Here is a 23,484-nt window from a genome sequence, read left to right on the forward strand (position 1 = left end):
TTGCATGTGGGTACCTCCAACGCCTGATTGAGACCGCGCTGGCGGCCTGTCACGCATACAGATCCCGGAGAGGGTTTTGGTATGGGTGATGCTTCCATAGAGGTAACTGTATATAAATACAGTACATTGGTCAAGTCCGAAGAGCATCAAGCTGGTGCAGAGCTCCCGCTTAAAGGCGGCGCGACCGGGACAGGGGCGCCCCATCGCCAAGCCGAAGACCTCATTGCTGTGTTGCGGGAGCTTCATCAGGACGGCGAGCTCTCGAGCTTGGTTGCCGATGGAGCGATGCACACCAAACCCAGCCCCTAGACTCTGCCGCTACGAAGGCGTTCTTCTGCGGAGCGGGAGCGGGGTTGAACGGGCATGGCCCCTATGCCTCTACCTGAAGGACGTGCTCACGCGCCTGCCCACACACGTGCCAGCCGGACCGAAGAATTGCTGCTGTATCGCTGGCAGGCTGAGGGCGCCGCCTGATCAATGCCTGTGTTGCCTGCGACGGTCAACATGGGATTGCCGCGCTGTTACCATAGACCTGCTCCGTGCGTAGGCTATAGTGCTTGTTACGAATTCGCTCGCAGATCTTATTCAACAACTACGTGGTGCGTAACATAGGAGATGCGGTGGGTTTTATGGCTGCGTTTGGTACTGTATTTTCATTCAGCACACCTGCAACAAGGCCAGGCTACAAGCCCCTTGCTGCTTCTTTTAAGTGCCGATTTAGATCGCAAGCATCAGATATGATCTGCGTTTTTTGCGATCCATAATCCGTTATGCCGCAGGATAAATTCATGACTGGCCTAAGCATTCTCTTCGCCTCAAAAGATGGCGGCTCAATCACGGCAGACGATGCAAGGATCATCGATTCAGCCCTCTCGGAAGTTTGCTCATCAGGCATTCCGGATGACCAGGTCGAGAATGTAGTGGGTTACCTAGATACGAATTTGTTGTATAACAGCGCAGCAATGCCAGCCCACCAGGTGGCTGCGCTTGATGCCTTGAGGGCAAATCTTGAGGCTCGTCGTTGAAGCGGCTTCACTCAAGCGTTAGGTACTCGAGATCAGATCGGCGACACCGCAAACAGGAGGTGGATGCAAGATGACCAAATATGCAGGCGCGCAAGACACTTATCGCGAACTCGTCGAAGAATCAAATGAGAGTTGGCTTTTGGGTCTCGTAGCTTTTGCTGTCGTTGAAGAGCAGCGCGTTGAATGGATGCGACACTACGAGAAGAGCCACGGCGCTCTGCCGACTGCGGATCAGGTTCATGGCTGGTACGAGCAGCAACCACCGGGCGCCCTGTTGCGTGCAAAGGGTACTGCAGAGAATGCCTTGCTTGCATACTCAGAACAGGTTTCCGCCGAGTTAGATGCGGAGTATCGGAAAGAAATCGAAAACGGAATCGTGGTCGGCGAGATCAAAGAGCTGAAGCAGTTCTGGCCGCAGTTCGGAGTAAACGTGGCGGGCGGTCTTACTAGCGCACTATTGTTTGCAGCCATCCTCACCGTGGTCGCATTCCTGGTGTTCAATGACACATCTCCAGTCGAAATGGTGAAGAAGTCAAATCAATCTTCCGTAGGAGTGGAACATGGCAATTAGGCCCGAAGTCACCGGCAAGCGTGCCGCTACGGCCGCTTCCAAAGTGCTACGAAGCAGCGATTCAAGTAAATCTGCGAAATCCGCTGCCGGATCTGCCTTGTCTCAGCACAAAGCACCACCAAAGGTCACATCCACAAAGGCAGCGACTGCCGCATCTGCCGCGTTGCGTAGCGCGGGATCAAGCAAGTCGACAAAGACTGCTGCGGGTTCGGCACTGACACAACGTGCAATTCAAAAGAAGTAGGCGGGGCACATTGAGCGGCGTGGCACGGGCACCTTGTCCTTCCATTAAGACTGGCTAACACCACCGATCCACGAAGCGTGTGCAGATGATCGCTGCCGCCAATTTCAGCAGTGCTTCGTGGACAACCAGCCCTGCCAAGTAGAGACGTACGTGAAGTCGCTGACCCATAGCTGGTTGGGCCGCTCGACAAGAAACTGCCGGTTCATCCGGCCCAGTGGGCATGGGGCCTTGGCATCGCCGATGGTGGTACGCACGACCTTGCCGCGCGTCACGCCGCGCAGTCCCATGCTGCGCATCAACCGCTCGACTGTGCAGCGGGCCACGACGACGCCTTCGCGTGCCATCTGTCGCCACACCTTATCGGCACCTTAGACCTGCATGTTGGCCCGCCAGACGCGCTGAATTTGCGGCATCAGCAGTAGTTCTTCGCGTTTGGCTCGGGCACAGCGCCTGTGGGGCTCGCGCAGCAGCGCGGCATGCCGCCGATATGCCGACGGAGCAACCTGCAGAACCTTGCAGAGCGGCTTGACCCCGAAGGCGTGGCGGTGCTGGTCGATGAAAGCCTTTACGACTTCAGTCGGCGTAGGGGGCTTGCCAGTCGAGCTCCGCCTGGGCGAAAAACGTTCAATATCTCGTTGGCCCCGCGTAGTTCCTTGTTCTCACGCTCCAGTTCCCTCATCCGCTGCGTCTCGCCGGTCGTGATGCCTTCACGCGCGCCGGCATCGACCTCGGCGCGCTTGACCCATTCGTTCAGGGTCTGCGGCACGCAGCCAATCTTGAGAGCGATGGACTCGATGGTCGCTCACAGCGACGGGTATTCCCCACGGTGCTCCCGAACCATCCTCCCCGGACGCTCACGGACCTCGGGCGAGAACTTGTTCGATTTGCTCGTGGCTCAATCCTCTCAGAGTGTTGAGCATCTGCGAAAACCGGGGCGGTTCAGTTCTTTGCTTACCGGTCGTCGTGCTATGAGGGCATTGAGCATAACCACTCTGACGGACCCTCTGGGGCAGTGGTGTTAGCCACTCTTAGTTGAGCGCGCGACTAACCATGTTCAGCTCGCTTCGGGATGTTGCGCCACGAAGAGGTCGGTCGTATTCGTAGTGAGCGGTTTGGTGCCGCTCACCGGCTTGACCAAGACAACTATTCCTTCGCTGGAGAGGCGGGTCTGCGTAGGATCAATCCATAATCCTCGCGCAGTTCACGATCAACTAGGTGGAATCGTTCCAACCCCAGGCCTGTCCAATGAGTCTCTTCGATATGTTCCAGCACGATGATTTGAAAGCCTCCATGCGCGTCCATTTCCTTGACGAAGCCGTTGAGTTCGCTTAGCACGACGTCAAGGCTGACGATATCGTCGGTCGGCTTTCCGTCGGTCCAATACGGCGTACTGGGTTGGTCCAGCACCAAGAACGATGGCATCCAGGGTACGCGCTGAAGCTTGGCGATCTCGTGCAGTGCAAGAAAATAGGCGACATGTAGGTAGAGGTAGTTCGACGCACTGCCAATGTCCGGCATTTTCTCTGTCTGCGAGAGATCCGGGGAGTACAGGGTGATCAGGCGTTCCCGCTCGGCAAGATGCGCGAAAAAGCCCTCGTAACCCTTGAGTTTCAGCCGCGTCAAACGTGCGTTGATGCGTCGGTTGAGTTCTTCCTTGGTGTGGGCAGTCTTCTGCAGGTTAGCGTCGACTGCTTCCTGCAGTTCTCGGATCGGCGCATCGAGGTCGTCGTTGATAACTGGTTGGCGCAAGTCGTCGCGTCTGGCGTAGAGCTCAAGCTTCGACTCGAGCCGGCCAAGATACCGATGGTAGGTCTGCGGACTCCGGCGCATCGCCTGACTTTGCTGTAATTCCGCCTGTCTAGCACGTAGATCGACGATGCGCCTTTCGTTATCATCGATCAGCGTTTGCACCTCCTTGAGAAAGGGGAAGGTGTCGCGGCTGCGGATAGTTCGCTGAATATCGTTCAGTTCCCTCTGAAGGCGCGAAACCACCTGATGGGCCAGGAACGACGGAAACACCTGCTCTAAATCGGCGTCGAATATGCTGGCCGGTTTAAGCGCATCGGCCATGTTCCGGAGCGCACCTTTATGGTGGTCTCCGTTTTCGACGAAAGCCACCAACCGGCGGTTCTTCGTGCGTAGCTCAAAAATCTCGGCCTCAATTCGATCTTCTTCATAGAGTTGTGCTGGCAAGATATCGGCCATGTCGAGCGCTAGCCGGAGTGCATTGATCTGTTCCGTAGGCGTATCCGGGAAGTTGTCGACTAGGCCAAAAGACATGGCTTCCCGGCCGAGCTGCTCAAGCTCGTCGGAGAACGCGTGGACCGCCTTGTCATAAATCCCCTGCTTTCTCGCTTGCGCGGCCTTCTTGCGTTCGAGGTCAGCCAGTTGACTGCGCGCGAGCGCTGTCTTGACGTTCTCTGCACCGATGGCCATGCGAAAAGTCCGTTCGATCCCTTCCTGGTATCGGCCATCACTTGGACGAATGTACAGATAATCTGGGGCGATGATGGTCGTCTGATCCTGATAACAATGCGCCAGGAAGTTGCGAAACGAGACCTTCTGACCAGCCTGTATGAACTTGCCGCCGTAAGGAACCTTCAACTCGGGATCGATCCCGAAAGCCTTGTTGAGGACCCGCTTGAGGTTATCGATACGGATATTCGGTGTCGGCCGCTCTGGGATGATTCCATCCTCACTGAAGTAGGCGCGATCTCTGTCCTGTTGCGCCTCCGAAGGGCGGGCGATGACCAGTTCCTTGCCGTCGATGGTAAGCCTGATGCCATACCAGTCGACCTTGGAATCGATATTGGTCTTGGATATACCCTTGGTTTCACTGGCCAGCAGGCAATAATCGATGATGAACAGGATGGACGATTTTCCCTTGCCCGCATCACCGGTAATTACGTTGACGTGGTTGTGTCGAAATTCCAGATTTCTGAACTGCTGGTCTTTCTGCCAAAGGAGAATGTTCGATATCTGAATGTTGCTCACAGCGCTATCCGAAAGGTTTGATACAGATCAACGGCTGGCTCCCGCAATAGTGTGGCCAGGTGCGGACCGGCGCCCATGATGTCACTGGCAGTCTTGCCGACGCGTGCCGGCTTGTTATCGTCGAAAAAGACTTTCTCAAGCACAATTTCACTGTTAACCAGCTGGGTCATGCCCATCTCGCAGGCAAGCAATATAGTGTTGAGTGAGGTCAGAGACAGATCGCTGAAGCGTGCGCTGACGGTGGTGAAAGCTTCGGGGTGCGACAGGATTAGATCCTTGCAACTCACGATGGCGCTGCGCTGATCCTTGAGTATTTTGCGAATGCTGCGGTCGAACAGGAGAGGCAAGACGAGGAACGCTTTGGAGAGCGGGAGTCGCCTGTCTGGTGCGTACTGCAGAGCTGTCTGCAGTGCAACTGCACCGAGCAATTCGTTGGTGGACAGGGTACTCATGATTTGAATTTCGCCTCCCAGTCCTTCGTCCAGCCGATTCTCGGCTGATCCGACAGGCTAATGAACTTGCCACGGCTCATGGCGATCGGCAGCGAATTTTTATTGGCAGTCAGCGACTCCTTGATGGTTTGCTTGTAGCAGGCATAAGCCGCTTGGCGGTGTGCTGCCTCGTCGGCATGCGCATCGCGGTGAGTATCCCGATGGATCTCTGTCCAGATACCGTGCGCGCTGTTTTCCAGCCGAAGATTTTCAACTTGCCCAAAAAGTCCGCGGTCGCACAGTTCCTCGATGAAGTCTTCGGCGACCTTCATCTCAATGCCGCGATCGATGATTTCTTCGGATGCGATATTGAGCGCGGCAAGCTGCGCCTGGAACTTACTGTTCAAGAAGGACAGTTCTTGCGGACGGCGATAAGAATAATGGCGATCCACAAACTCCTCAAAATTTGCTTCGTCAGTCCTCGCGGCCGTCAGAATCAGCCTGAATCCCATCCGTTTTCGGAAATCATCGAAGGAAATGCTAACCTTCTCGTTGGCACAGATGGTCTTGAACTTGTACTCCTTGAAAGCCCCGATCAAGGCTTGGCGGGTCGCTAGGAGCCGGCTATCCGGCACTGAGAGGTAGGTCAGGAGCGAGTCGATTCGTGCGAGGATCCCGCTGTTGTCCGCATGGAACTCGAAGCGTTCGAAAAGAAAGCACAGGTCGACATCGGATGCTTGCGCCAGTGCCCTGGCGTAGCCCGCGATTGGATTGGGAGATGCCTCGGGGGCTTTCTGCGCGTCTGTAGCAGCGATGTCATGGTGTGTCTCACGAATATGCGTGATGATCGCTTCGATGTCTTTTTTGGGTGCCTTGAGCAGACTGATAAGTGTCTGGCTGTTCAACGCCTTATTCGTATATATTCGAAAACCGACCTCGCCGTGCTGCGGCAGTTCGGGTAACGCTTTAAGCCAGTTGGCGAGCGTTTTCCACAGGTCGCAGTCACGATCAGTGATGTTGCCTCCGGACAGGCTATGCTTGACCTGATACAGGAGGAACTTGCTGGATATCGTCTCGAGGTGGATGTCATCTAAGACTTCGAGCCCCAGTGATTCGCCAGGCTTGAGTTCCAGGAGTTTTTCGATAAACACTAGATCCTGGAATTCAAAGCCGAGTGAGGTTTTGTCTGCCGAAACTGCGTCTAGATGGCCCATATTTGTTATATCGTTGTACAGCAATTTTAATGAATGATGCCCATGCTGCGAACGCAGGCGCAATATCGCATGATCGATCATAACGTCCGGATCGACGCGTGGCTATGCATGATGACCACAGGTACCGTCCAGGCGTGCATTAGCCCCTCAGTGTCCGCTTCCCGTCGTGAAGCCGCCGCCTGGATGACCAGTTAGCGGTGGAATCAATCGGCCGCTCCTGGCTGCGAATTCAACCGGTCGATGCAACACAATGACTGCACCTGGCGCAAGGAGTGCTGGCCATGCAGCAAAGACCTCGGATCTACTACACCGAAGTACAGAAAGCGATGATGTGGGATCGCTGGAGCAAGGGCGATACCCTGCACCAGATCGGCAAGCTGTTCGATCGACCACATACCTCCATTCAGAACATCCTGGCCGCAACCGGCGGAATCCGCTCGCCAGCGCGCCATCGGTCCCGATTGGCACTGACCCTCACTCAGCGCGAGGAGATCTCGCGAGCTCTGGCAGTGGGCGAATCCATTCACTGCGTGGCTGCACGCTTGGGTCGAGCCGCATCCACCGTCAGCCGTGAGCTTCACCGCAACGGTGGCAAGACTTGCTACAGGGCTGCTCGGGCCGACGAAGCTGCCTGGGAGCGTGCACACCGCCACAAGCCTTGCAAGCTGGCGAGCAATCCAGCCCTGGCACAGATCGTAGCGGGCAAACTGCAGCATCAATGGTCGCCGGAACAGATCGCAGGATGGCTTAAACAGACTTACCCGGGGGAAAGGGACTTGCAGCTGTCGCATGAAGCCATCTATCGCACGCTCTTTGTCCAGACGCGGGGTGCCTTGAAGAAGGAACTTCTCGAGCATCTGCGGCGCACCAGAGGCATGCGTCGTTCACGGCACTACACGCAGAAGACCAGCATTCATGGCCGAATCGTCGATGCCGTTCCCATCGCTGAACGCCCAGCCTGCATTGAGGACCGAGCCGTGCCGGGGCATTGGGAGGGAGACTTGCTGTTCGGCGATGCCCATAGCCAGATCGCGACCTTGGTGGAGCGACACACGCGTTATGTGATGCTGATCAAGCTGGTGGACAAAGACTCGTACACCGTGGCTGCGGCCCTGGCCAGGCATGCCAGGAGCCTGCCGCATGAGCTCTACCGCTCCTTGACTTGGGATCGCGGCTCGGAAATGGCAGGGCACAAGCGCTTCACGTTGGCGACCGACATCCAGGTCTACTTCTGTGACCCGCACCATCCATGGCAGCGGGGTACCAACGAGAACACGAACGGGTTGCTCAGGCAGTACCTCCCCAAAGGGCTTGATCTGTCAGGCTACTCGCAGGAAGGACTGGATGCGATTGCAAGGCAATTGAACCAACGTCCCAGGAAGACACTGGGGTTCAGCACACCTGCTGAAATGTTTGATGAGTGTGTTGCGTTGACCGGTTGAATCCACCGCCGTCAGCAGTCTTTCGCCCCAAAGCCGCTACCGGCGGCCCCAGAACTGATTTCGGACACTCAGCCTAAGGCTTCAACGACTGCTGCGGATTACAGTGCGGACTGAAGATTTGTTTGGCGCGAGGGACTGCTGCCAACTAGGCGAACGGCAACGGCCGCCCGGGTTCAGCCTTGGATCAGCAGATGGCGCACCGATGCCATCGCGTCGTCCCAGGCCTCTGTAACCGCGGCCAGCACTCGCGCATCCGCCTCGCCATCGTGCTTGACGCAAAACCAGTCATGATTGCGCACATTGATTCGCTCCCGATAGCCTTTCCCCAGACCCCACTGGCTGCTGCAATCGCGCCAGAAGTCGGAGTCCCCTCGCATCTCGTCGGCGTGCACACTTTCGCCGACCAGTTGGGCCTTGCGGATCACTGCGTCAAAGCCGGCCTCCACGGACCTGATGGTCTGATGCACGAGGCCGTGTGCGTCGGCGAACTGATCGTCCTGGAGCAGGTTGTTCGCAATCGCCCGAAACTCGTTTAGCTTCGGCTCTGTGAGAATTGCGGCGAGCCGGCGTGCGCCGTGACTCAATTGATGCCCGTAGTGCAGGTTCAACCAATCCCCGTCGCGCACGATGGCAGCGTAGACCGTCCGCGGATGGGCGGCCTCGACCGCCTTGACGAGGCTGTCATGCACGTGCCGCGTTGTGCTCTTGGGCAGCGCGGCATTGTTTTCGAGCCAAGTTTGCAGTCTGCGCGCTGCGGCCTGCATCGCCTCGCGGGCCTGGGCCCGTTCATGGTTTTCTAGCAGCGCCTGCGCTCCCGAAATGATCTCCTCCAAGGCGTCGCGCTGCCACTGCCGGACTACGCGGATACGCCTGCAGACGAAGCTGCGTAGATCCTCCGGGTCATCCTCCGATGCGTTGAAGAACTCGATCGGTATTGTGCCAACGCCGAGTTGCTGGAGACGATCTGCAGCCTCGAAGCCCTTGACCTCGCGACCTTCCGCCGCGTCCTGGACCAAGACGCCGTTTTCCTTGACCATCGTCGCCTCGCCCGGCCGCGGCAGCGCCAGGATCGCTGCGTGGCTCTCCAGGGTGCGTACCCCGGCCTCCCTAGCGCGCGTCAGCAGCTGCCGGACCGGCAGAGCTGGGGTTTCATCGAACCGGCTGCACAGCACGACGACTGTATGCGGGTCGTCAAAGTGCTGCTCAAGGTCGCGACGCTCCGCCAACTCATCGATGCCGCGCGTGTCGATCAGAGTGAGATCGACCTCACTCTCCTGCAGGATGGTCTGCGGTACGAATAGTTCAATGCGCCGGGGCAGCGTGAAATCCGAGTGGCGGCCGTTGTTGATGCGCTCGAACGCGTCCTGTAGCCACTCCAGCGGGTTTGTGCCGCTGTCGGCGCTGTGCCACATATCGCGCTCTGCGCGCCGGTGCAGCTCCATGCGCGAGAGGATTTCGACCGCGAGCGCCTTCGAGTCTGTCAGCGTTGCTGCCAGCGCCCGGGCTTCGTCGCTGGCGGGCACGACCGTGCCGTCCTGCTTCCGCTCCGCTCGGCGGCGGCGCAGGCCTGCCATATTGCGGATGGCGCGCTCAATCTCGCCGGACACGCCAGGTGAAGCGGATTCACTTTCGTCGTCATCCTGCGGCACCGGTTGCGTCGGTCGGAGCAGGAAACTCGCAAAGTCAGAAACGTGGCGGCGGATTTCGTCATCGCTGCAGGGCTCGACCATCAGGCCGTAGCCTGGACCCTGCCGGACGTGAACCTCGCAAAGCGTGATGCGCCCGGTGCCGGTCTCAAGCACCGCTTTTGGCAAGCCCTTTCCCGTCGAAATCTCGAGGCCCTGCGCACTGCAGATTGCTGTCGACTTGCCGACGGCGATGGTGCCGATGAAGGCGGCGCGGAAGCGTTTGTCGGCCACGCGCGCGGCGGCTGTTTTCAGCTCGTCCTGATAACGTACCAGGCGGCGCTCGAAGAACTGCTTGACGTCCGGCCGCTCGGCCAGGTCATGAACCTGTTGGGCCGTCTGCTCAGCGCTCCATAGGAGGTCGGCATCCGGGTCGCCGAGCGGAGGTTCAGAAAGGATCTTCCATTCACGGGCGAGCATTTCCTGTAGTTTGAGAGCTTCGGGAGTGCCGATGCCGTTGAGGATCGTAGCCAGCTCGTCGCCGCCGAGCGTGCGCTCACCGCTCTCGACGCGGGACAGTACGGCGGGGCTCCAGGTGAGCTTGCGTGCGAGTTCGGCTTGCTTCAGTCTCGCCTGCTCGCGCAGGGTGGCGATGTATTTTCCAACGGCGATGTCGCGTGTCATGGATGCCCTCCGAAATTGTTTGGAAAACATCCTGCAACATTGCTGCAATGTCAATGGCAACGTTTCTATGTCTTCGGGCTCGCATACATACATGCCGCCGGCTGCGCTCTGCGCCATGACTTGCGAGCGTAGAGCTGCCGCACCACTACCAGGTAAAGCCAAGCGCTATCGACGAGAACGAAAAGACTGACGTCAGTATTCGGTGAAGGAAGAATTCAAAACTTAGTGAAAAACTTCTGGTGAAGTTCAAAACTGAGCGATCCGGGAGTTCAAAACTATGCTGCTCGAGGTAAGCCAAGTGGTTGATCTACCTTGATTCAAGGTTCAAGCCTCGAAGAGACTCGACACTGCCGGCCCAGTTGCAGCAAGGCCGGGTGCAGCTCCTGCACGATGGCCGTCAAAGGCTCCGTGGAGGAGACGCTGCAGTTCAGGACATAGATGGCATCGGGTGTCACCAGCGGCGTGGCCAGCGCAACCACTTCCGGCTGCCACGATGCGGCGCAGAAGCCTTGGCTTTTCACGGACTTGATCGCCTCCTGGATCTGCTGCTCCAGCGCAGGCCATTGGGCGCCCCTCTTGAGCCTGAAACTGTCGAGCAAGGCCTTGCGCCTGGCCGATGGCGCCGCCGCCAGGTAGGCGCGCCCCAGCGACGTCAGTTCCATGGGAACACGCTGGCCCGAGACCACATGCCTGAGCACGATCCGGCGGTTGTAGCGTATGGATTCCAGGTAGACCATCTCGTCCCTGTCGGGACATGCCAGGCCCACGTTGATCCTGCGTGTCTCGGCGAGGGTGCGCATCAGGGGCGCCGCAATCGACAGCACCGTCGAGCCCGTGCGCATGGCGTGCGCCAGGCTCAGGACCGCCGGGGCCAGGCGAAAGGCCCGGCTTGGGTGGTCGGCCTGCAGCATGCCGCAGCCGACCAGGGTCTGCGTCAGCCGGGTGACCGTGGCCTTGGACAGGCCGGTGCGTTCCGCCAGGTCGCTGTTGCCCAGCAGTTCCGAGCCGGGCCTGAACGCACGCAGTATTTCGACGCCTCTTTCCAGGGAGCGGTTGCTCGGGGACTGTCCCGGCTTGTCATGGAGGATGGGGGATCGCCTGTTCGTCATGCTGCTGCCGCTGGTGGGGGAACGCGCTTGCCCCGGTGTCGAAAGCTGTGTTCTTCCTGCCCGGGTACGGGCGCCTGATGGAAGCCAAGTATTCCACCGAATGCAAGGGAAATGCAGCCGCAGGCTCTGGCGCGCCCGCTTTGGAATTTCACTGGTTGGAATATGGGGGGTCACAAGTGCGGTGCGTTTCCCTAAGCTTTCACAAGCCAGTCGCCAGCGTCATCGCAACGCTGGCGCAGTGACCGGACCTCTGTCCATAGAACCAGGAGACACACCATGCCCAGTTTCGCCGCCCGCCGTTGTGCAAGGGCCATTGCGTTCATTGCCGTGCTCGCGACTGTCTGCAGCGCAGCATCTGCAGCATTCCCCGAAAAGCCCGTGCGCCTCGTCGTGCCCTTTGCGCCAGGCGGTGGAACGGACCTGATCGCCCGCACGCTGGGGGCCGAGATGGCCAAGGACCTGGGCCAGCCCGTCATCGTGGACAACAAGCCCGGTGCCGGCACGATCATCGGCACCGACAACGTTGCCAAGAGTGCGCCGGACGGTTACTCCGTGGTCGTGGCTTCGTTCGCGCACGCCGTCAATCCGGCGTTGCAGGCCAAGCTGCCGTACGGGAGCAACAAGGCCTTTGCTCCGGTGATCCTGATCGGCCGCGGCCCCAACGTGCTGGTGGTACCCGCCGCCAGCCCGTACAAGACGGTGGCGGACGTGATGGCCGCCGCCAAGGCCAGTCCCGACAAGCTGACCTATGCCTCGCAAGGCGCCGGGACTTCGGCGCATCTGGCGGGTGAGCTGTTTGCCAACCTTGCCAAGGTCAGGCTCACCCATGTGCCCTACCGCGGCGCAGGCCCGGCGCTCACCGATCTCATGGGCGGGCAGGTGGACATGATGTTTGCCACGGCGGCTGCGGTGTCCACCTTCATCGACAACGGCAAGCTGCGCGTGCTGGGGGTCACCACGGCCGAGCCGTCCGCGGCATTCAAGAACGTGCCACCCATCGCCGTCACCGTCCCGGGCTACCGCGTCGAGAGCTGGTACGGCCTGTACGCGCCGGCCGCCACGCCCGCTGCCGTGATCGATCGCCTGAACGCCGCGGCCCGCAAGGCGGCCCGCTCGCCGGAGTTCGTTCGCAAGCTGGAGCACGAGGGCCTGATGGTCAATGCAGGACCTGCGGCGGAACTGGACACCTATGTGCAGGCCGAGGAAAAGCGCTGGGCCCAGATCGTCAGGCAAAACAACATCCATCCCGATTGATCGCACTGGCTGCGATCGCTTTCAGAGCACGCCATGAACTACGAACTGATCCAACTGAATGTCGCCGATGCGGTGGCGACCGTGACCCTGAACCGCCCCGACAAGCGCAACGCCATGAGTGACGACATGCGCACCGAGTTCATTGATGCCCTGGAGCGCGTGGCGGCAGACAAGGCCATCAAGGCCCTGGTGCTGACAGGCGCGGGCAAGGGATTTTGCGCAGGCGGGGACATTGCCGGAATGCAAAGGCGCATGAATGCTCCCGCGGGCGAGGTGGGCTTCAACGGCTGGCAACGCCAGCAGCGCGTGCACCATGTCCAGGCCCTGCTGCACACCATGCCCAAGCCCGTGATCGCCGCCGTCAACGGCGCGGCTTCGGGACTGGGGGCAGACACGGCGCTGGCCTGCGACTTCGTGATCGCCAGCGAATGGGCCAGCTTCGCGTGGAGCTATGTGCTGCGCGGCATCATCCCGGACGGTGGCGGCATGTACTTCCTGCCGCGCCGTGTGGGCCTGGCCAAGGCCAAGGAGCTGATCTTCACCGGCCGCCAGGTCAAGCTGCCGGAAGCCCTGGCCCTGGGCATCGTGGACCGCCAGGCCAGTGCCGAGACCTTGGTGGCAGACGCCCAGGCCTGGGCGCGCGAGCTGTCCTCGGCTTCTTCCACCGCGCTGGCATTGACCAAGACCATCCTGAACCAGAGCTTCGAGCTGTCTTCGCACGATGTCTTCGCCCAGGGCAGCCAGGCCCAGGGCATCTGCTACACCAGCAGTGAACACCGCGCATCGGTGGAGGCCTTCCTGGCCAAGACGGCCGGCAAGGAGTGATGCCATGAGCGAAGCCATTGCCAAGCTGCTGTCGCCGCGTAGTGTCGCCGTCATAGGCGCCTCTGCCGACCTGAAGAAAACCACGGGCCGCCCGGTGGCTTACCTGCAAAAGCACGGGTTTGCCGGCCGCATTCTTCCCGTCAATCCGCGCGTGGAGCGCATCGGCGATCTGGCCTGCTATCCCGATGTGGCCTCGTTGCCTGAAGTGCCTGATGTGGCCGTCGTGCTGCTGGGCGCCGAGCGTGCGCACCAGGCCGTCAGGGAGCTGTCGGCGCTGGGCTGCGCGGCAGCCATCGTGCTGGCCAGCGGCTATACGGAAACGGGCGAGGAGGGCGCACTGCGCCAGCGGCAATTGGTCGAGGCGGCCGGCAGCATGCGCCTGCTGGGGCCCAACACCATCGGGCTGGTCAACCTGACCGACCGGATCGTGCTGTCGCCCTCGGGCGCGCTGGAGATGGACGAGTTCCCCGTCGGAGGCATCGGTGTCGTCTCGCAAAGCGGCGGCATCCTGGGCTCGCTGCTGTCGCGCGCCGCCGCGCGTGGCATCGGCCTGTCCAAGCTCATCTCCACCAGCAACGAAGTGGATCTGGAACTGGCCGATTTCATCGACCACCTGGCCGATGACCCGGCCACCAAGGTGATCGCGCTGTATGTGGAGACGGTGCGCCATCCCGCCAGGTTCCGTGCCGCCTGCCTGAAGGCCGCGCGTGCCGGCAAGCCCGTGGTGGCCTTCAAGATCGGCCGCTCCGAGGCCGGCGCCAAGGCTGCCGTATCGCACACGGGGGCCATGGCTGGTGCGGATCGCATGTACGACGCGCTGTTCCGGCAGGTCGGCGTGATCCGTGCGCAAAGCTTTGCCGACCTGCTGGACGTGCCCGCTGCGCTGGCCACGGGCCGCAGGCTGCGCGGCAGGCGGGTCGCCATCCTGACGTCCACCGGCGGTGCGGGCACCCTGGTGTCGGACGATCTGGGCGTGGCCGGATTCGACACGCCGGCCCCTGACCAAGCGACAGCCGACGCACTGCGCGCCCTGCAGACCGGCAGCGAGGCCGTGCTGGACCGCAACCCCATCGACGTGACCCTTGCGGGCCTGCGTCCCGACCTGCTGCGCGGCGCCATCCATGCCTTGCTGGCAAGCCCCAGCTACGACGCGCTGGTGATCATCGTCGGCTCCTCCAGCCTGGCCATGCCCGAGCTGCTGGCCGGTGCCATCCAGGAGTGCCTGCCCCACTCCGACAAGCCGGTGCTGGCCTACGTCAGCCCGCATGCGCCGGAAATCGGCGCGCTGCTCACGCAACGCGGCGTGCCGGCCTTCGCTGCGGCGGAAAGCTGCACGGCCGCACTGGCGGGCATGCTGCGCGTCAACGGCTTCCAGGGTGCGCCTTCCGAGCTGGTCGTAGGAAAAGGCTCCCTGCATGACCAGGACCTGCCCGTTGGCTGCCTCGATGAAGCGCAGGCCAAGGCCGTTTTCCGCCGTTTCGGCGTGCCGTGCGCGGCCGAGCGTGTGGTGCGCACCGCCGAAGAGGCCGAAGCCGCCGCGCGCGAACTGGGCGGCCGGGTGGTGCTCAAGATCCTTTCGTCCCGGATCACGCACAAGAGCGATGTGGGCGGTGTCGCCGTCGGCCTGACTGCGCAAACCATAGGTGCCCGGTTGGGCGCGATGGTGGCCGACGTGCAGGCCAGGGCTGGCGTGCGCCCGGACCGGTTCCTGGTGCAGCAGATGGTGGCCGGTGGCACCGAGCTGATTCTTGGCCTGCACAAGGATGCGCTGGGCACCGCCGTGATGCTGGGCATGGGAGGCGTGACGGCCGAGCTGTTCCAGGACACCACGCTGCGGTTGCTGCCGGACGACGGCTCTCAGCTGGGGGTGCTGAGCCTGTCTGACGCCCTGGAGATGGCCAGGGAGCTCAAGACCTGGCCGCTGCTGGACGGCTTTCGCGGCCGGCCCAGGGCCGATGTCGATGCGCTGGCCCATGCCATCGTCGCGTTCTCTGCGATGGCCGCCCAGCTGGGCGACCGCGTGATCGAAGCGGAGATCAACCCGGTGTTCGTGCTGCCGCAGGGCCAGGGCGTGTGCGCTGCCGATGGTGTGCTGGTTCTGGCCTGAGAGCGCCTGGTACTGCACATTTCTTCCAAAAAAAAGAATGCCTCATTGAGGGCCAAGCCAAGGAGACCACACATGCATGCGACCGAAGTGTTCGGGCAGTTTGCCGCTCAATACCACCGTACCGAGCTTCCCGAAACCGTCATCCACCATGCCAAGCGTGCCGTGATCGACTGGTATGCCGCTTTGTTCCCAGGGCTGGGCGCGGCCCCTCTTGCACAGTTGGAGCAGGTGCTTGCCGAGGACCTGGACCGCGGCTCCTGCCGGCTTGGAAACGGCCGCATGGCCACGGCGCGGGCGGCGGCGCTGTTCAACGGCTCGGCGGCCCATGCTGCCGAGGTGGACGACAGCTTCCGCGATGCCATGTACCACCCCGGGGCCGCAACCATTGCGGCGGCGTTGGCGGCAAGCCAGCAGGCAGGGGCCAGTGGCCTGGACTTCCTGCGTGCCGTGGTGCTGGGCTATGAGGTCTCCACCCGCATCGGCGTGACCCTGGGCCGGGCCCACTACCGCTTCTGGCACAACACCGGCACCGTGGGCGTCTTCGGGGCAGCGGCGGCCGCAGGGTATGCGCTGCGGCTGGATGCAGTGCAATTCGCCCATGCACTGGCCACGGCGGCCACCTTCTCTGCGGGTTTGCAGCAGGCATTTCGCATGGATTCGATGTCCAAGCCCCTGCATGCCGGGCGCGCAGCGGAGGCTGGCCTGCTGGCCGCGCAGCTTGCGCACCAGGGGGTGACGGGATCGCTGGACGTGCTGGATGGAGAACTGGGCCTGGGCCGCGCAGTCAGCGACGGACCCGACTGGTCAAACATCGGTGCGACGCTGGGCAGGGACTTCCACATCACCCGGCTCACCTTCAAGAACCACGTCGGCTGCGGCCATACGTTCGCCGCCATCGACGCCGCGCTGGCCTTGCGCAGCCAGCATGCCCTGCGGGCGGAAGACATCTGCAGCGTGGCCGTGGCCACCTATGGCCCGGCCCTGGATATCGCCTGCTACACCGATCCTGCGACGGAAAACGAAGCCCGCTTCAGTCTTCGTTTCGTGGTGGCCACGGCCCTGGTCCATGGCAGCGTGCGGCTTTCGGCGTACACCCCGGAGCGACTGGCCGATCCCGCCGTTCGCGCAATGCTTGGGCGTGTCCAGGTGGCTGTGGACCCGCAAATCGACCGGGCCTTCCCGGGAAAGAGATCGGCGCGCGTGGAAATCGTCACCAGGGATGGCCGCTGCCATGGCTGGTTCCAGCCGGACCGCAAGGGCGATCCCGAGCTGCCTCTGTCGGATGGAGAGCTGGAGGACAAGTTCATCGAGCTTGCCGCGCCCGTCGCCGGCGAGGGACGTGCCCGGCAACTGCTTTCCAACATCTGGGAGCTTGAACGGGCGGGCTGCCTTGCAGGCCTTGCAGCCTGACAGGGCTGCATCGTTTGTGGATTGCAGCCCGGCCTTCAGCAGGCCTGTGACAGCTGCTCCAGGATCGCCGGGTTCTCCAGGGTGGAGGTGTCCTGCACGATGGGCTCGCCGCGTGCAATGCTGCGCAGCAATCGCCGCATGATCTTGCCGCTGCGGGTCTTGGGCAGGTTGTCGCCGAACCGGATGTCCCGGGGCTTGGCGATCGGCCCGATCTCCTTGGCCACCCACTCCCGCAGCAGCCTGGCGATGTCGGCCGCCTCGGCGCCGCTGGGCCGCGAACGCTTGAGGACGACGAAGGCGCATATGGCCTCTCCCGTCGTGTCATCGGGCCGCCCCACGACGGCGGCCTCCGCCACCAGGTCGGTCATGGCCACCAGGGCGGACTCGATCTCCATCGTGCCCATGCGGTGGCCGCTGACGTTGAGCACATCGTCGATGCGGCCGGTGATGGTGAAGTAGCCGGTGCGCGCATCGCGGACCGCGCCGTCTCCCGCCAGGTAGTAGCGGCCCTTGAATTCTTCGGGAAAGTAGCTGGCGACAAACCGCTCGGGATGGCCCCAGATGTTCCTGATCATGGAGGGCCAGGGGCGCTTGATCACCAGGATGCCGCTGTCGCCCCAGGGCAGCTCGTTGCCGGCCTCGTCCACCACGGCGGCGGCAATGCCCGGGAAGGCCAGCGTGCAGGAGCCGGGCACGAGGTCCGTGGCTCCGGGCAGCGGCGTGATCATGTGCCCGCCCGTCTCCGTCTGCCAGAACGTATCGACGATGGGGCAGCGGCCCCCGCCCACCTGCTCGTGGTACCAGTGCCAGGCGGCGGGATTGATAGGCTCGCCCACGGACCCCAGGATGCGCAGGCTGCCCAGGTCGTAGCGCGCGGGATGCACCTGCGCATCGGCGTCGGCGGCCTTGATCAGCGAGCGAATGGCCGTGGGCGCCGTGTAGAAGACCGTCACCCCATGGGCCTCGATCATTTTCCAGAAGCGTCCCGCGTCCGGATAGGTGGGCACGCCCTCGAACACCACCTGCGTGGCGCCCAGCGCCAGCGGGCCGTAGGCGATATAGGTGTGGCCGGTCACCCATCCGATGTCCGCCGTACACCAGAAGACATCGCAGGGCTGCAGGTCGAAGGTCCAGGCGCAGGTCACGGCGGCATGCAGCAGATAGCCTCCCGTGGCGTGCTGGACGCCCTTGGGGGCTCCGGTGGAGCCCGAGGTGTAGAGCAGGAACAGCGGATGCTCGGCCTGCACCCATTCCGGTTCGCAGACATCGCTCTGGGCTGCGGTGATTTCTTCAAGCCACAGGTCCCGGGGCTGGTGCATGGCGATGGCGGCGCCCGTGCGCCGTGCCACCAGCACGTGGCGGACCTGCTCGCAGCCGGGCTGGGCCAGGGCCTCGTCCACGATGCTCTTGAGGGGCAATTGCCGTCCTCCCCGCACTTGCTGGTCGGCCGTGATGACGGCGCAGGCCCCCGTGTCCGCAATGCGGTCGCGCAGCGCCGTGGCGGAGAAGCCGCCGAATACCACGCAGTGAATGGCACCTATGCGTGCACAGGCCTGCATGGCGGCCACGCCGTCAATCGACATGGCCATGTAGATGACGACGCGGTCGCCCTTGCCGACGCCCAGGCTGCGCAGGGCGTTGGCCAGGCGATTGACCCGGGCAAGAAGCTGCGCATAGGTCACCTGCGTCACCGCGCCGTCATCGGCTTCGAAGATGAGGGCCGTGCGCTCGCCCAGCCCCCGCTGGATGTTGCGCTCCAGGCAGTTCCAGCTGGCGTTGAGCGTGCCGTCATTGAACCATTCGTAGAACGGGGCGCGGCTTTCATCGAGCACGCGCGTGAACGGGCGCTTCCACGCGACGAACTCGCGCGCGAGCCGGCCCCAGAACGCCTGGGGGTCGGCGTCCGCCTCCGCGACGAGCCGGTCATAGGCGGCGCGCCCGCTCACGCGCGCATTGCGGGCCAGTTCTGCAACTGGCGGATAGGACGGTGCAAGGTCTTGGCTCATGGTGGTTGTCTCCTGGGTCTAGAAATCAAGGGGGTCACGAAGCCGGTGAAAAAAGCTCAGGCGCAAAAGCTAAGGCGCAAAGGCTCAGGCGCAAGGCCCCGGGGCGTCAGTCCCCGCAGTGCCGGTCTATCCAGCCGGCAATGGCCGCCGCGCTGCGGAAGTCGTCGCAGGAGCGGGCCGGAATGTCCGGATGGCGCTGGTTCCACAGGCGTGCCAGCGCCTGGCCGGGGCCGATTTCCAGAACGCACCGCACCTGGCGTGCGGCAATGCTGTCCATGCAGTCGTCCCAGTGCACCGTGCCCGCTATCTGCTCGGACAGGGCTGCACGGGCGCCTGCGGCGTCACGCACCCGCCGGGCCGTGTTGCTGAAAAGCGCCACGGCGGGCGCGTGCACGGCCACCTGGCCCAGGTCCTGTGCGAAGGCCTGTGCGGCCTGTCGCATCCACGGGGTGTGGGAAGCCACCTGCACGCGCAGCCGGGTGGCATGCGCGCCCTGGCGCACTGCCAGCGCCTGCGCCTGCTCCAGCGCCGCATGGGGGCCGCCCAGGATGAGGTTCTCTGGGCCGTTGCGTATGGCCACGGCCAGCCCGGTCGTCTCCAGCAAGGCGGCCATGCGTGCGGGCGGCAGGCCGCTGACGGCCAGCAGCCCGCCGCCGGGCATCTGCTGCGCGCAGCGGTCCATGGCCGCCGCGCGGCGCGTGGCCAGGGCAACGATGTCGCAGGCATCCAGCGCGCCCGCGGCACCGAACGCGGGCAGTTCCCCCACGCTGTAGCCCGCCACGGCCGAAGGCGCGGGCAGTTGCGGGGACAGCTGCATCCACGCGGCCATGGCCAGGCCCGCCAGCAGGGGCTGGGCCACGGCGTTGGACTCGGCCCACGGCGCATCGGCCAACCTGTCGCGCCAGTGCGAAACCTGCAGCTGTTCGCAGACTGCCTGTGTCCATGCATCGTCCGCCAGCCAGGGAAGCATGGCGGGATGCTGCGTACCCTGGCCCGAAAACAGCAGTGCAAAGCTCATGGCCGCTCGCAGACGCGCAGCACCCAGCAGGCCGCCGCCAGGGTATCGGCCGCGCCGCCCGGCGAAAGGCGGTGCGCCACGAAATCGTCGCAAATGGCCTGCGCCCTGGACAGGCCTTCGGGATGCGCGCATCCGCCCGCCTGGAGAAAGCGCCGCGCGGCATCCTGGCCATGGCGCAGCCCCTGCATGCCCGCGCGGTGGGCCAGGTTGCAGTCGTCCAGCACCGCCATGATGTGGAACAGGGCCTCCAGCCGCGCCAAGGAGGCGGGCAGCCCGCTGGCATGCGCTCTGGCCAGCGCCGGCACGGCGGTCTCGAACAGGACGGGGAAACCCAGGGCCGCCTCCTGCGAGGCGCCCCGCAGGCCGTGGCGGCGCGCGGCGATGCCGCCGGGCAGGGCGGAGGTCCGCAGGCTGCGCTGCTGCAGCGCTTCCCCCCAGTGGCGGCACAGGGCCTCGCGCAGCCATGCGGCGCCGGGAATGCAGGCCTGCTCGGCCAGCACCGCGCCGCCGGCCGCGCACAGCAGGCCCAGCATGAAGACGGCGCCACGGTGGGTGTTGATGCCGCCGGTGGCGGCCAGCATGCGCTGCTCCGCCTCGATGCCCAGGCGCTCCAGCACGGGAAACGATGCGCCCTGGCTGCCTGCCTGGGCCATTTTGGGGAAGTAGCTGCGCAGCGCGAACAGGCTGCGCATGAAGCTGTGGGCATCCATGTCGTCATGGCTGCCGCGGTCCACCAGGGTCACCAGGCCGGGCTTGGGTGTCAGCGACAGCTCGTCGTAGAGGGCCAGCGTGGCCGCGCGGCCGATATGCCCGGTCGATGGCAAGGCCCGGGCAGGGTGGAGAAGGGCAGGTTTCATGCAGGAACTCCAGGCGCCGCAGCCGACGCACACCAGTCATGGTCTTCACGCAGTGCCACCCCGTGCAGGCCCTTGACCAGGACCGATCGCACCCCGCCTGCACGCCAGGCGGCCCATTCGCGCCAGGCCACGGCCCAGCCGCCGGGAAACACCAGCTCGGCATCCACGCGCGGGCCTTCCTGCGGCATGGCCTGCAGCAGGCTGGCCAGCCGATCGCCCTGTTCGGCGCCATCGACCGGCACCCAGAGGTCGATGTCCGAGCCGGGCCGCAGATAGGGCAGGCCCGTGATGCACTGCCACCCGTGGCTGCCGAAGACAAAGCCCGTCGCCCCGGCCGTGTGCAATCGCTGCTGCAACGAGTCCAGCGCCTGCCGCAGGGCGCCGGACACCGCCAGGGGCGAGGCCATCAGCTCGTCCAGCGAGGGAAATTCGCGGGTGCCCATGGCCGCGCCGCGCGCCACATCGAAGCCCATGCGCCGCCGCTGCCAGCGCCCGGGCGCAGGCAGGCCCAGCGCCATCAGGCCGGCGGCGGCATGCTCGGCCGACTGCCGCGCGACCACCAGCGGCAGTGCATGGTCGCGCCAGTGCGTGAGGATCTCGCGCGCCTGCGCATCCCAGGGGCGTTCCAGCAGGTCCGCCCAGGCCTGCGGGCCGAGGTTCACCAGCTGGTGGCGGTGCAGGGTGTCCAGCATGCTGCGGCCTGCCTTCATCCAGCGGCCAGAACGCGCTGCACCACCTCGGCGGCCAGCTTGCGGCCGCCGCGCTCGGCGCCGTCCAGGGCGCGCATGTCCTCGCGCGGGCTGTGGGCCAGGGCGTCGCGCAGCGCCGCCTGCAGATCGCCTTGCCACAGGCCGCGCACGCCGCCCATGGCCACGTAGTTGCCCACGCCGGGCGCGAACACCGGGTTGGACTCGGACAAGGCATTGAGCAGGGACTCGGGCAGCTTGGTGATGCGCGACATGGCGGGGATGCGCATCACGCGGATCTCGGCCTCGGGCAGGGCGTAGCAGGCATCGGCGATCAGGCCCGAGGTGATGAAGCCGCCCGACAGCGCCTGGTCATAGACCAGGCCGATGACGCGGTGGCCCCGGCGCCGTGCCAGGTCGATGCAGGTGCCCAGGTGGGCCATGGCACGGTTGATGCCCAGCAGCTCGTCATGGCGGCGCAATTGCTGGCCCTGCGTGTCGATCAGCAGCACGATGGGGCGGCCAGGGTGCGCGCCGACCGTCTCCAGCACCACGCGGGCCTGGGCCAGGGCCAGCCGCACGCCGATGGGCGCGTGGCCCGTGGTGCCGACGATGGCGAGGGGCTGGCCATCGAACACGGCGTGGCCTTCGAGGAAATCGTCGTTGGCGTGAATCTGGTGGCCCGGGCCGAACAGGTGCTCGGCAAGTGTGTTCCATTGCATGGCGGCTACTCCTGTGAAATGCCCGTGGCGGGCGTCGTGCGCAAGGCACGCACGGCGGCGGCGTCCAGGTCGGGCACGCGCCAGGCGTCGGGCACGCCCAGGGCCTGCCACAGGCGCATGGCCTCGTCCTGCGGGCCGATGGCGCTGCCCGCCTTGAGGGCGTCCAGGGTGTCCAGCCGCGCGCGCAGCAGCGCATGCTCCTGCAGCAGCCCTTCAAGGGTCACCGGACGGGAGTGGTCCAGCGCGGCGATGGCGGCGGCGCGGAAGGCCTCGACATCGTCGGCCACCAGCGCATCGCAGTCGCCGCACAGCCAGCGGTGCTTGCCGCCGGTGGTGCGCCAGACCAGGGCGCGGTCGCGCGCATCGAATTCATCGACGCCGTGCGAGGCCTCGATCACCTCCGGTCCCGACATGGCCAGGCGGCCGATGTCGCTCATCACCACCTGGTCGGCGCAGCGCGCCACGATGCCCATGCCGCCGAAGCAGCCGTTGGCCCCGCCGATGAGGACCACCACAGGGATGCCCGAGGCGCGCACGTCCAGCAGGGCGCGCATGACCTCCGACACCGCGATCAAACCGGCATTGGCCTCATGCAGCCGAACGCCGCCCGACTCGGCCAGCAGCAGCACGGCCGCGGGCCGCTCCAGCAGGGCGCGGCGCAGCAGGCCCACGAGCTTGGCGCCATGCACCTCGCCCACGCCGCCACCCATGAATTCGCCCTCCTGCGCGGCCACGAACACCGTGCGCCCGCCCAGCAGGCCCCGGCCGATGGCCACGCCGTCGTCAAAGGCGCTGGGCACGCCCAGCTGTGCCAGATGGGGGCTGGTCAGACGCTCGGAGGGCGGCAGCCATTCATGGAAGCTGCCGGCATCCAGCAGCTTCGCCAGGCGCTCGCGCGCCGTGCATTCCGCGTAGCTGATCATGGCTGGCCTCCCTGCAGTTCGGCCAGGGCCTGGTCCAGCCGCAGGCTGACCACGGCCGGCGTGGCCCCCATGTCGTTGATGGACACGCGCACGCCGCCCACGGGGTGGCGCTCGCGGAAATCCTCCACCACGGCCTGCCAGATGGCACCGAAGCCGTGTGCCGAGGTCTGCACCTGCACTTCGCAGCCATCGCCGCCCGTGCTCTCCAGCATCACCTCCAGGTTGCCCGAGCCGACCACGCCGACCAGGACGGGGGCAAAGGCGCCGGCCGGCCGGCCGCCTGCGAAGCAATAGCTCAGGGACTCCAGCCCTGCGGGTATCTCGCTCATATCGTCTC

The 23,484-nt window shown here is 64.0% G+C and carries 19 protein-coding genes, 2 pseudogenes and 1 other annotated feature; of the genes and pseudogenes, 7 read left to right on the top strand and 14 right to left on the bottom strand.

Annotated elements, in window-relative coordinates; all coding sequences use genetic code 11:
• Positions 1–788 precede the first annotated feature (788 nt).
• Together KDK82_RS32255 and KDK82_RS22370 are read left to right on the top strand one after the other, a co-directional pair.
• Positions 789–1,025 (top strand): hypothetical protein, encoded by a 237-nt coding sequence (locus KDK82_RS32255; protein ID WP_012203674.1) that lies wholly within the window; start codon positions 789–791, stop codon positions 1,023–1,025.
• A 70-nt stretch (positions 1,026–1,095) separates the two neighbouring features.
• Positions 1,096–1,596 (top strand): hypothetical protein, encoded by a 501-nt coding sequence (locus KDK82_RS22370; RefSeq protein ID WP_012203675.1) that lies wholly within the window; start codon positions 1,096–1,098, stop codon positions 1,594–1,596.
• A 298-nt stretch (positions 1,597–1,894) separates the two neighbouring features.
• On the opposite strand, the pseudogene KDK82_RS33290 reads toward KDK82_RS22370, so the two are convergent.
• The 5 genes and pseudogenes from KDK82_RS33290 to KDK82_RS22395 form a co-directional block, all read right to left on the bottom strand.
• A pseudogene (locus KDK82_RS33290) lies at positions 1,895–1,999 on the bottom strand (IS5/IS1182 family transposase); the annotation flags it as partial.
• Positions 1,963–2,681, bottom strand: a pseudogene (locus KDK82_RS22380) (IS3 family transposase); the annotation flags it as partial. The pseudogenes KDK82_RS33290 and KDK82_RS22380, both read right to left, overlap by 37 nt.
• Positions 2,335–2,465, bottom strand: a sequence feature (AL1L pseudoknot). (Overlaps the previous pseudogene by 131 nt.)
• Before the next feature lie 302 nt (positions 2,682–2,983).
• Entirely contained in the window at positions 2,984–4,834 is a 1,851-nt protein-coding gene (locus KDK82_RS22385; RefSeq protein ID WP_012203678.1) for a DUF3732 domain-containing protein, read from the bottom strand.
• Positions 4,831–5,286 (bottom strand): three component ABC system middle component, encoded by a 456-nt coding sequence (locus KDK82_RS22390; protein ID WP_012203679.1) that lies wholly within the window; start codon positions 5,284–5,286, stop codon positions 4,831–4,833. The genes KDK82_RS22385 and KDK82_RS22390 overlap by 4 nt, the downstream gene beginning before the upstream one ends.
• On the bottom strand, positions 5,283–6,560 hold the full coding sequence (locus KDK82_RS22395) for a hypothetical protein (RefSeq protein WP_012203680.1): 1,278 nt from the start codon (positions 6,558–6,560) through the stop codon (positions 5,283–5,285). The genes KDK82_RS22390 and KDK82_RS22395 overlap by 4 nt, the downstream gene beginning before the upstream one ends.
• 200 nt (positions 6,561–6,760) lie before the next feature.
• Here KDK82_RS22395 and KDK82_RS22400 point away from each other — a divergent pair, with 200 nt between their 5' ends.
• A complete protein-coding gene (locus KDK82_RS22400; protein ID WP_012203681.1) occupies positions 6,761–7,921 on the top strand; it encodes an IS30 family transposase in 1,161 nt (386 codons plus the stop codon).
• Positions 7,922–8,094: 173 nt separating this feature from the next.
• Here the strand turns inward: KDK82_RS22400 and KDK82_RS22405 are convergent, their stop codons facing one another.
• A complete protein-coding gene (locus tag KDK82_RS22405; protein WP_012203682.1) occupies positions 8,095–10,230 on the bottom strand; it encodes a helix-turn-helix transcriptional regulator in 2,136 nt (711 codons plus the stop codon).
• A 317-nt stretch (positions 10,231–10,547) separates the two neighbouring features.
• Positions 10,548–11,339 (bottom strand): IclR family transcriptional regulator, encoded by a 792-nt coding sequence (locus KDK82_RS22410; protein WP_088166213.1) that lies wholly within the window; start codon positions 11,337–11,339, stop codon positions 10,548–10,550.
• A gap of 276 nt (positions 11,340–11,615) precedes the next feature.
• Here KDK82_RS22410 and KDK82_RS22415 point away from each other — a divergent pair, with 276 nt between their 5' ends.
• The 4 genes from KDK82_RS22415 (at position 11,616) to KDK82_RS22430 (ending at position 16,935) form a co-directional block, all read left to right on the top strand.
• A complete protein-coding gene (locus KDK82_RS22415; RefSeq protein ID WP_013803970.1) occupies positions 11,616–12,593 on the top strand; it encodes a tripartite tricarboxylate transporter substrate binding protein in 978 nt (325 codons plus the stop codon).
• 33 nt (positions 12,594–12,626) lie between these two features.
• Positions 12,627–13,418: an enoyl-CoA hydratase/isomerase family protein gene (locus KDK82_RS22420; protein WP_043824655.1), complete on the top strand. Its 792-nt coding sequence runs from the start codon at positions 12,627–12,629 to the stop codon at positions 13,416–13,418.
• A 4-nt stretch (positions 13,419–13,422) separates the two neighbouring features.
• A complete protein-coding gene (locus KDK82_RS22425) occupies positions 13,423–15,525 on the top strand; it encodes an acetate--CoA ligase family protein (protein ID WP_088166214.1) in 2,103 nt (700 codons plus the stop codon).
• Positions 15,526–15,597: 72 nt separating this feature from the next.
• Positions 15,598–16,935, top strand: a complete 1,338-nt coding sequence (locus tag KDK82_RS22430) for an MmgE/PrpD family protein (protein WP_088166215.1) — start codon at positions 15,598–15,600, stop codon at positions 16,933–16,935.
• Between the two features lie 35 nt (positions 16,936–16,970).
• Here KDK82_RS22430 and acs read toward each other — a convergent pair whose 3' ends face one another.
• The 7 genes from acs to mdcC all read right to left on the bottom strand — a co-directional run bounded on the left by acs (position 16,971) and on the right by mdcC (position 23,476).
• Positions 16,971–18,941, bottom strand: a complete 1,971-nt coding sequence (gene acs / locus KDK82_RS22435; RefSeq protein WP_088166216.1) for an acetate--CoA ligase — start codon at positions 18,939–18,941, stop codon at positions 16,971–16,973.
• A 106-nt stretch (positions 18,942–19,047) separates the two neighbouring features.
• On the bottom strand, positions 19,048–19,959 hold the full coding sequence (locus KDK82_RS22440; RefSeq protein ID WP_088166217.1) for an acyltransferase domain-containing protein: 912 nt from the start codon (positions 19,957–19,959) through the stop codon (positions 19,048–19,050).
• On the bottom strand, positions 19,956–20,816 hold the full coding sequence (gene mdcB / locus KDK82_RS22445; protein ID WP_088166218.1) for a triphosphoribosyl-dephospho-CoA synthase MdcB: 861 nt from the start codon (positions 20,814–20,816) through the stop codon (positions 19,956–19,958). Before mdcB ends, KDK82_RS22440 begins: the two co-directional genes overlap by 4 nt.
• Positions 20,813–21,508, bottom strand: coding sequence for a malonate decarboxylase holo-[acyl-carrier-protein] synthase (mdcG, locus tag KDK82_RS22450; protein WP_256974528.1), 696 nt, complete (start codon positions 21,506–21,508; stop codon positions 20,813–20,815). Before mdcG ends, mdcB begins: the two co-directional genes overlap by 4 nt.
• Positions 21,509–21,522: 14 nt before the next feature.
• Positions 21,523–22,224: a biotin-independent malonate decarboxylase subunit gamma gene (locus KDK82_RS22455; RefSeq protein ID WP_088166220.1), complete on the bottom strand. Its 702-nt coding sequence runs from the start codon at positions 22,222–22,224 to the stop codon at positions 21,523–21,525.
• Positions 22,225–22,229: 5 nt separating this feature from the next.
• The gene (locus KDK82_RS22460) at positions 22,230–23,147 is read right to left on the bottom strand and encodes a biotin-independent malonate decarboxylase subunit beta (protein ID WP_088166221.1); all 918 of its coding nucleotides are present in this window, start codon (positions 23,145–23,147) and stop codon (positions 22,230–22,232) included.
• Entirely contained in the window at positions 23,144–23,476 is a 333-nt protein-coding gene (mdcC, locus tag KDK82_RS22465; RefSeq protein ID WP_012203694.1) for a malonate decarboxylase acyl carrier protein, read from the bottom strand. The genes KDK82_RS22460 and mdcC overlap by 4 nt, the downstream gene beginning before the upstream one ends.
• Positions 23,477–23,484: the final 8 nt, after the last annotated feature.

The sequence above is a fragment of the Delftia sp. K82 genome (genome assembly GCF_002193035.1).
GTDB classification, from domain to species: Bacteria; Pseudomonadota; Gammaproteobacteria; order Burkholderiales; family Burkholderiaceae_C; genus Comamonas; species Comamonas acidovorans.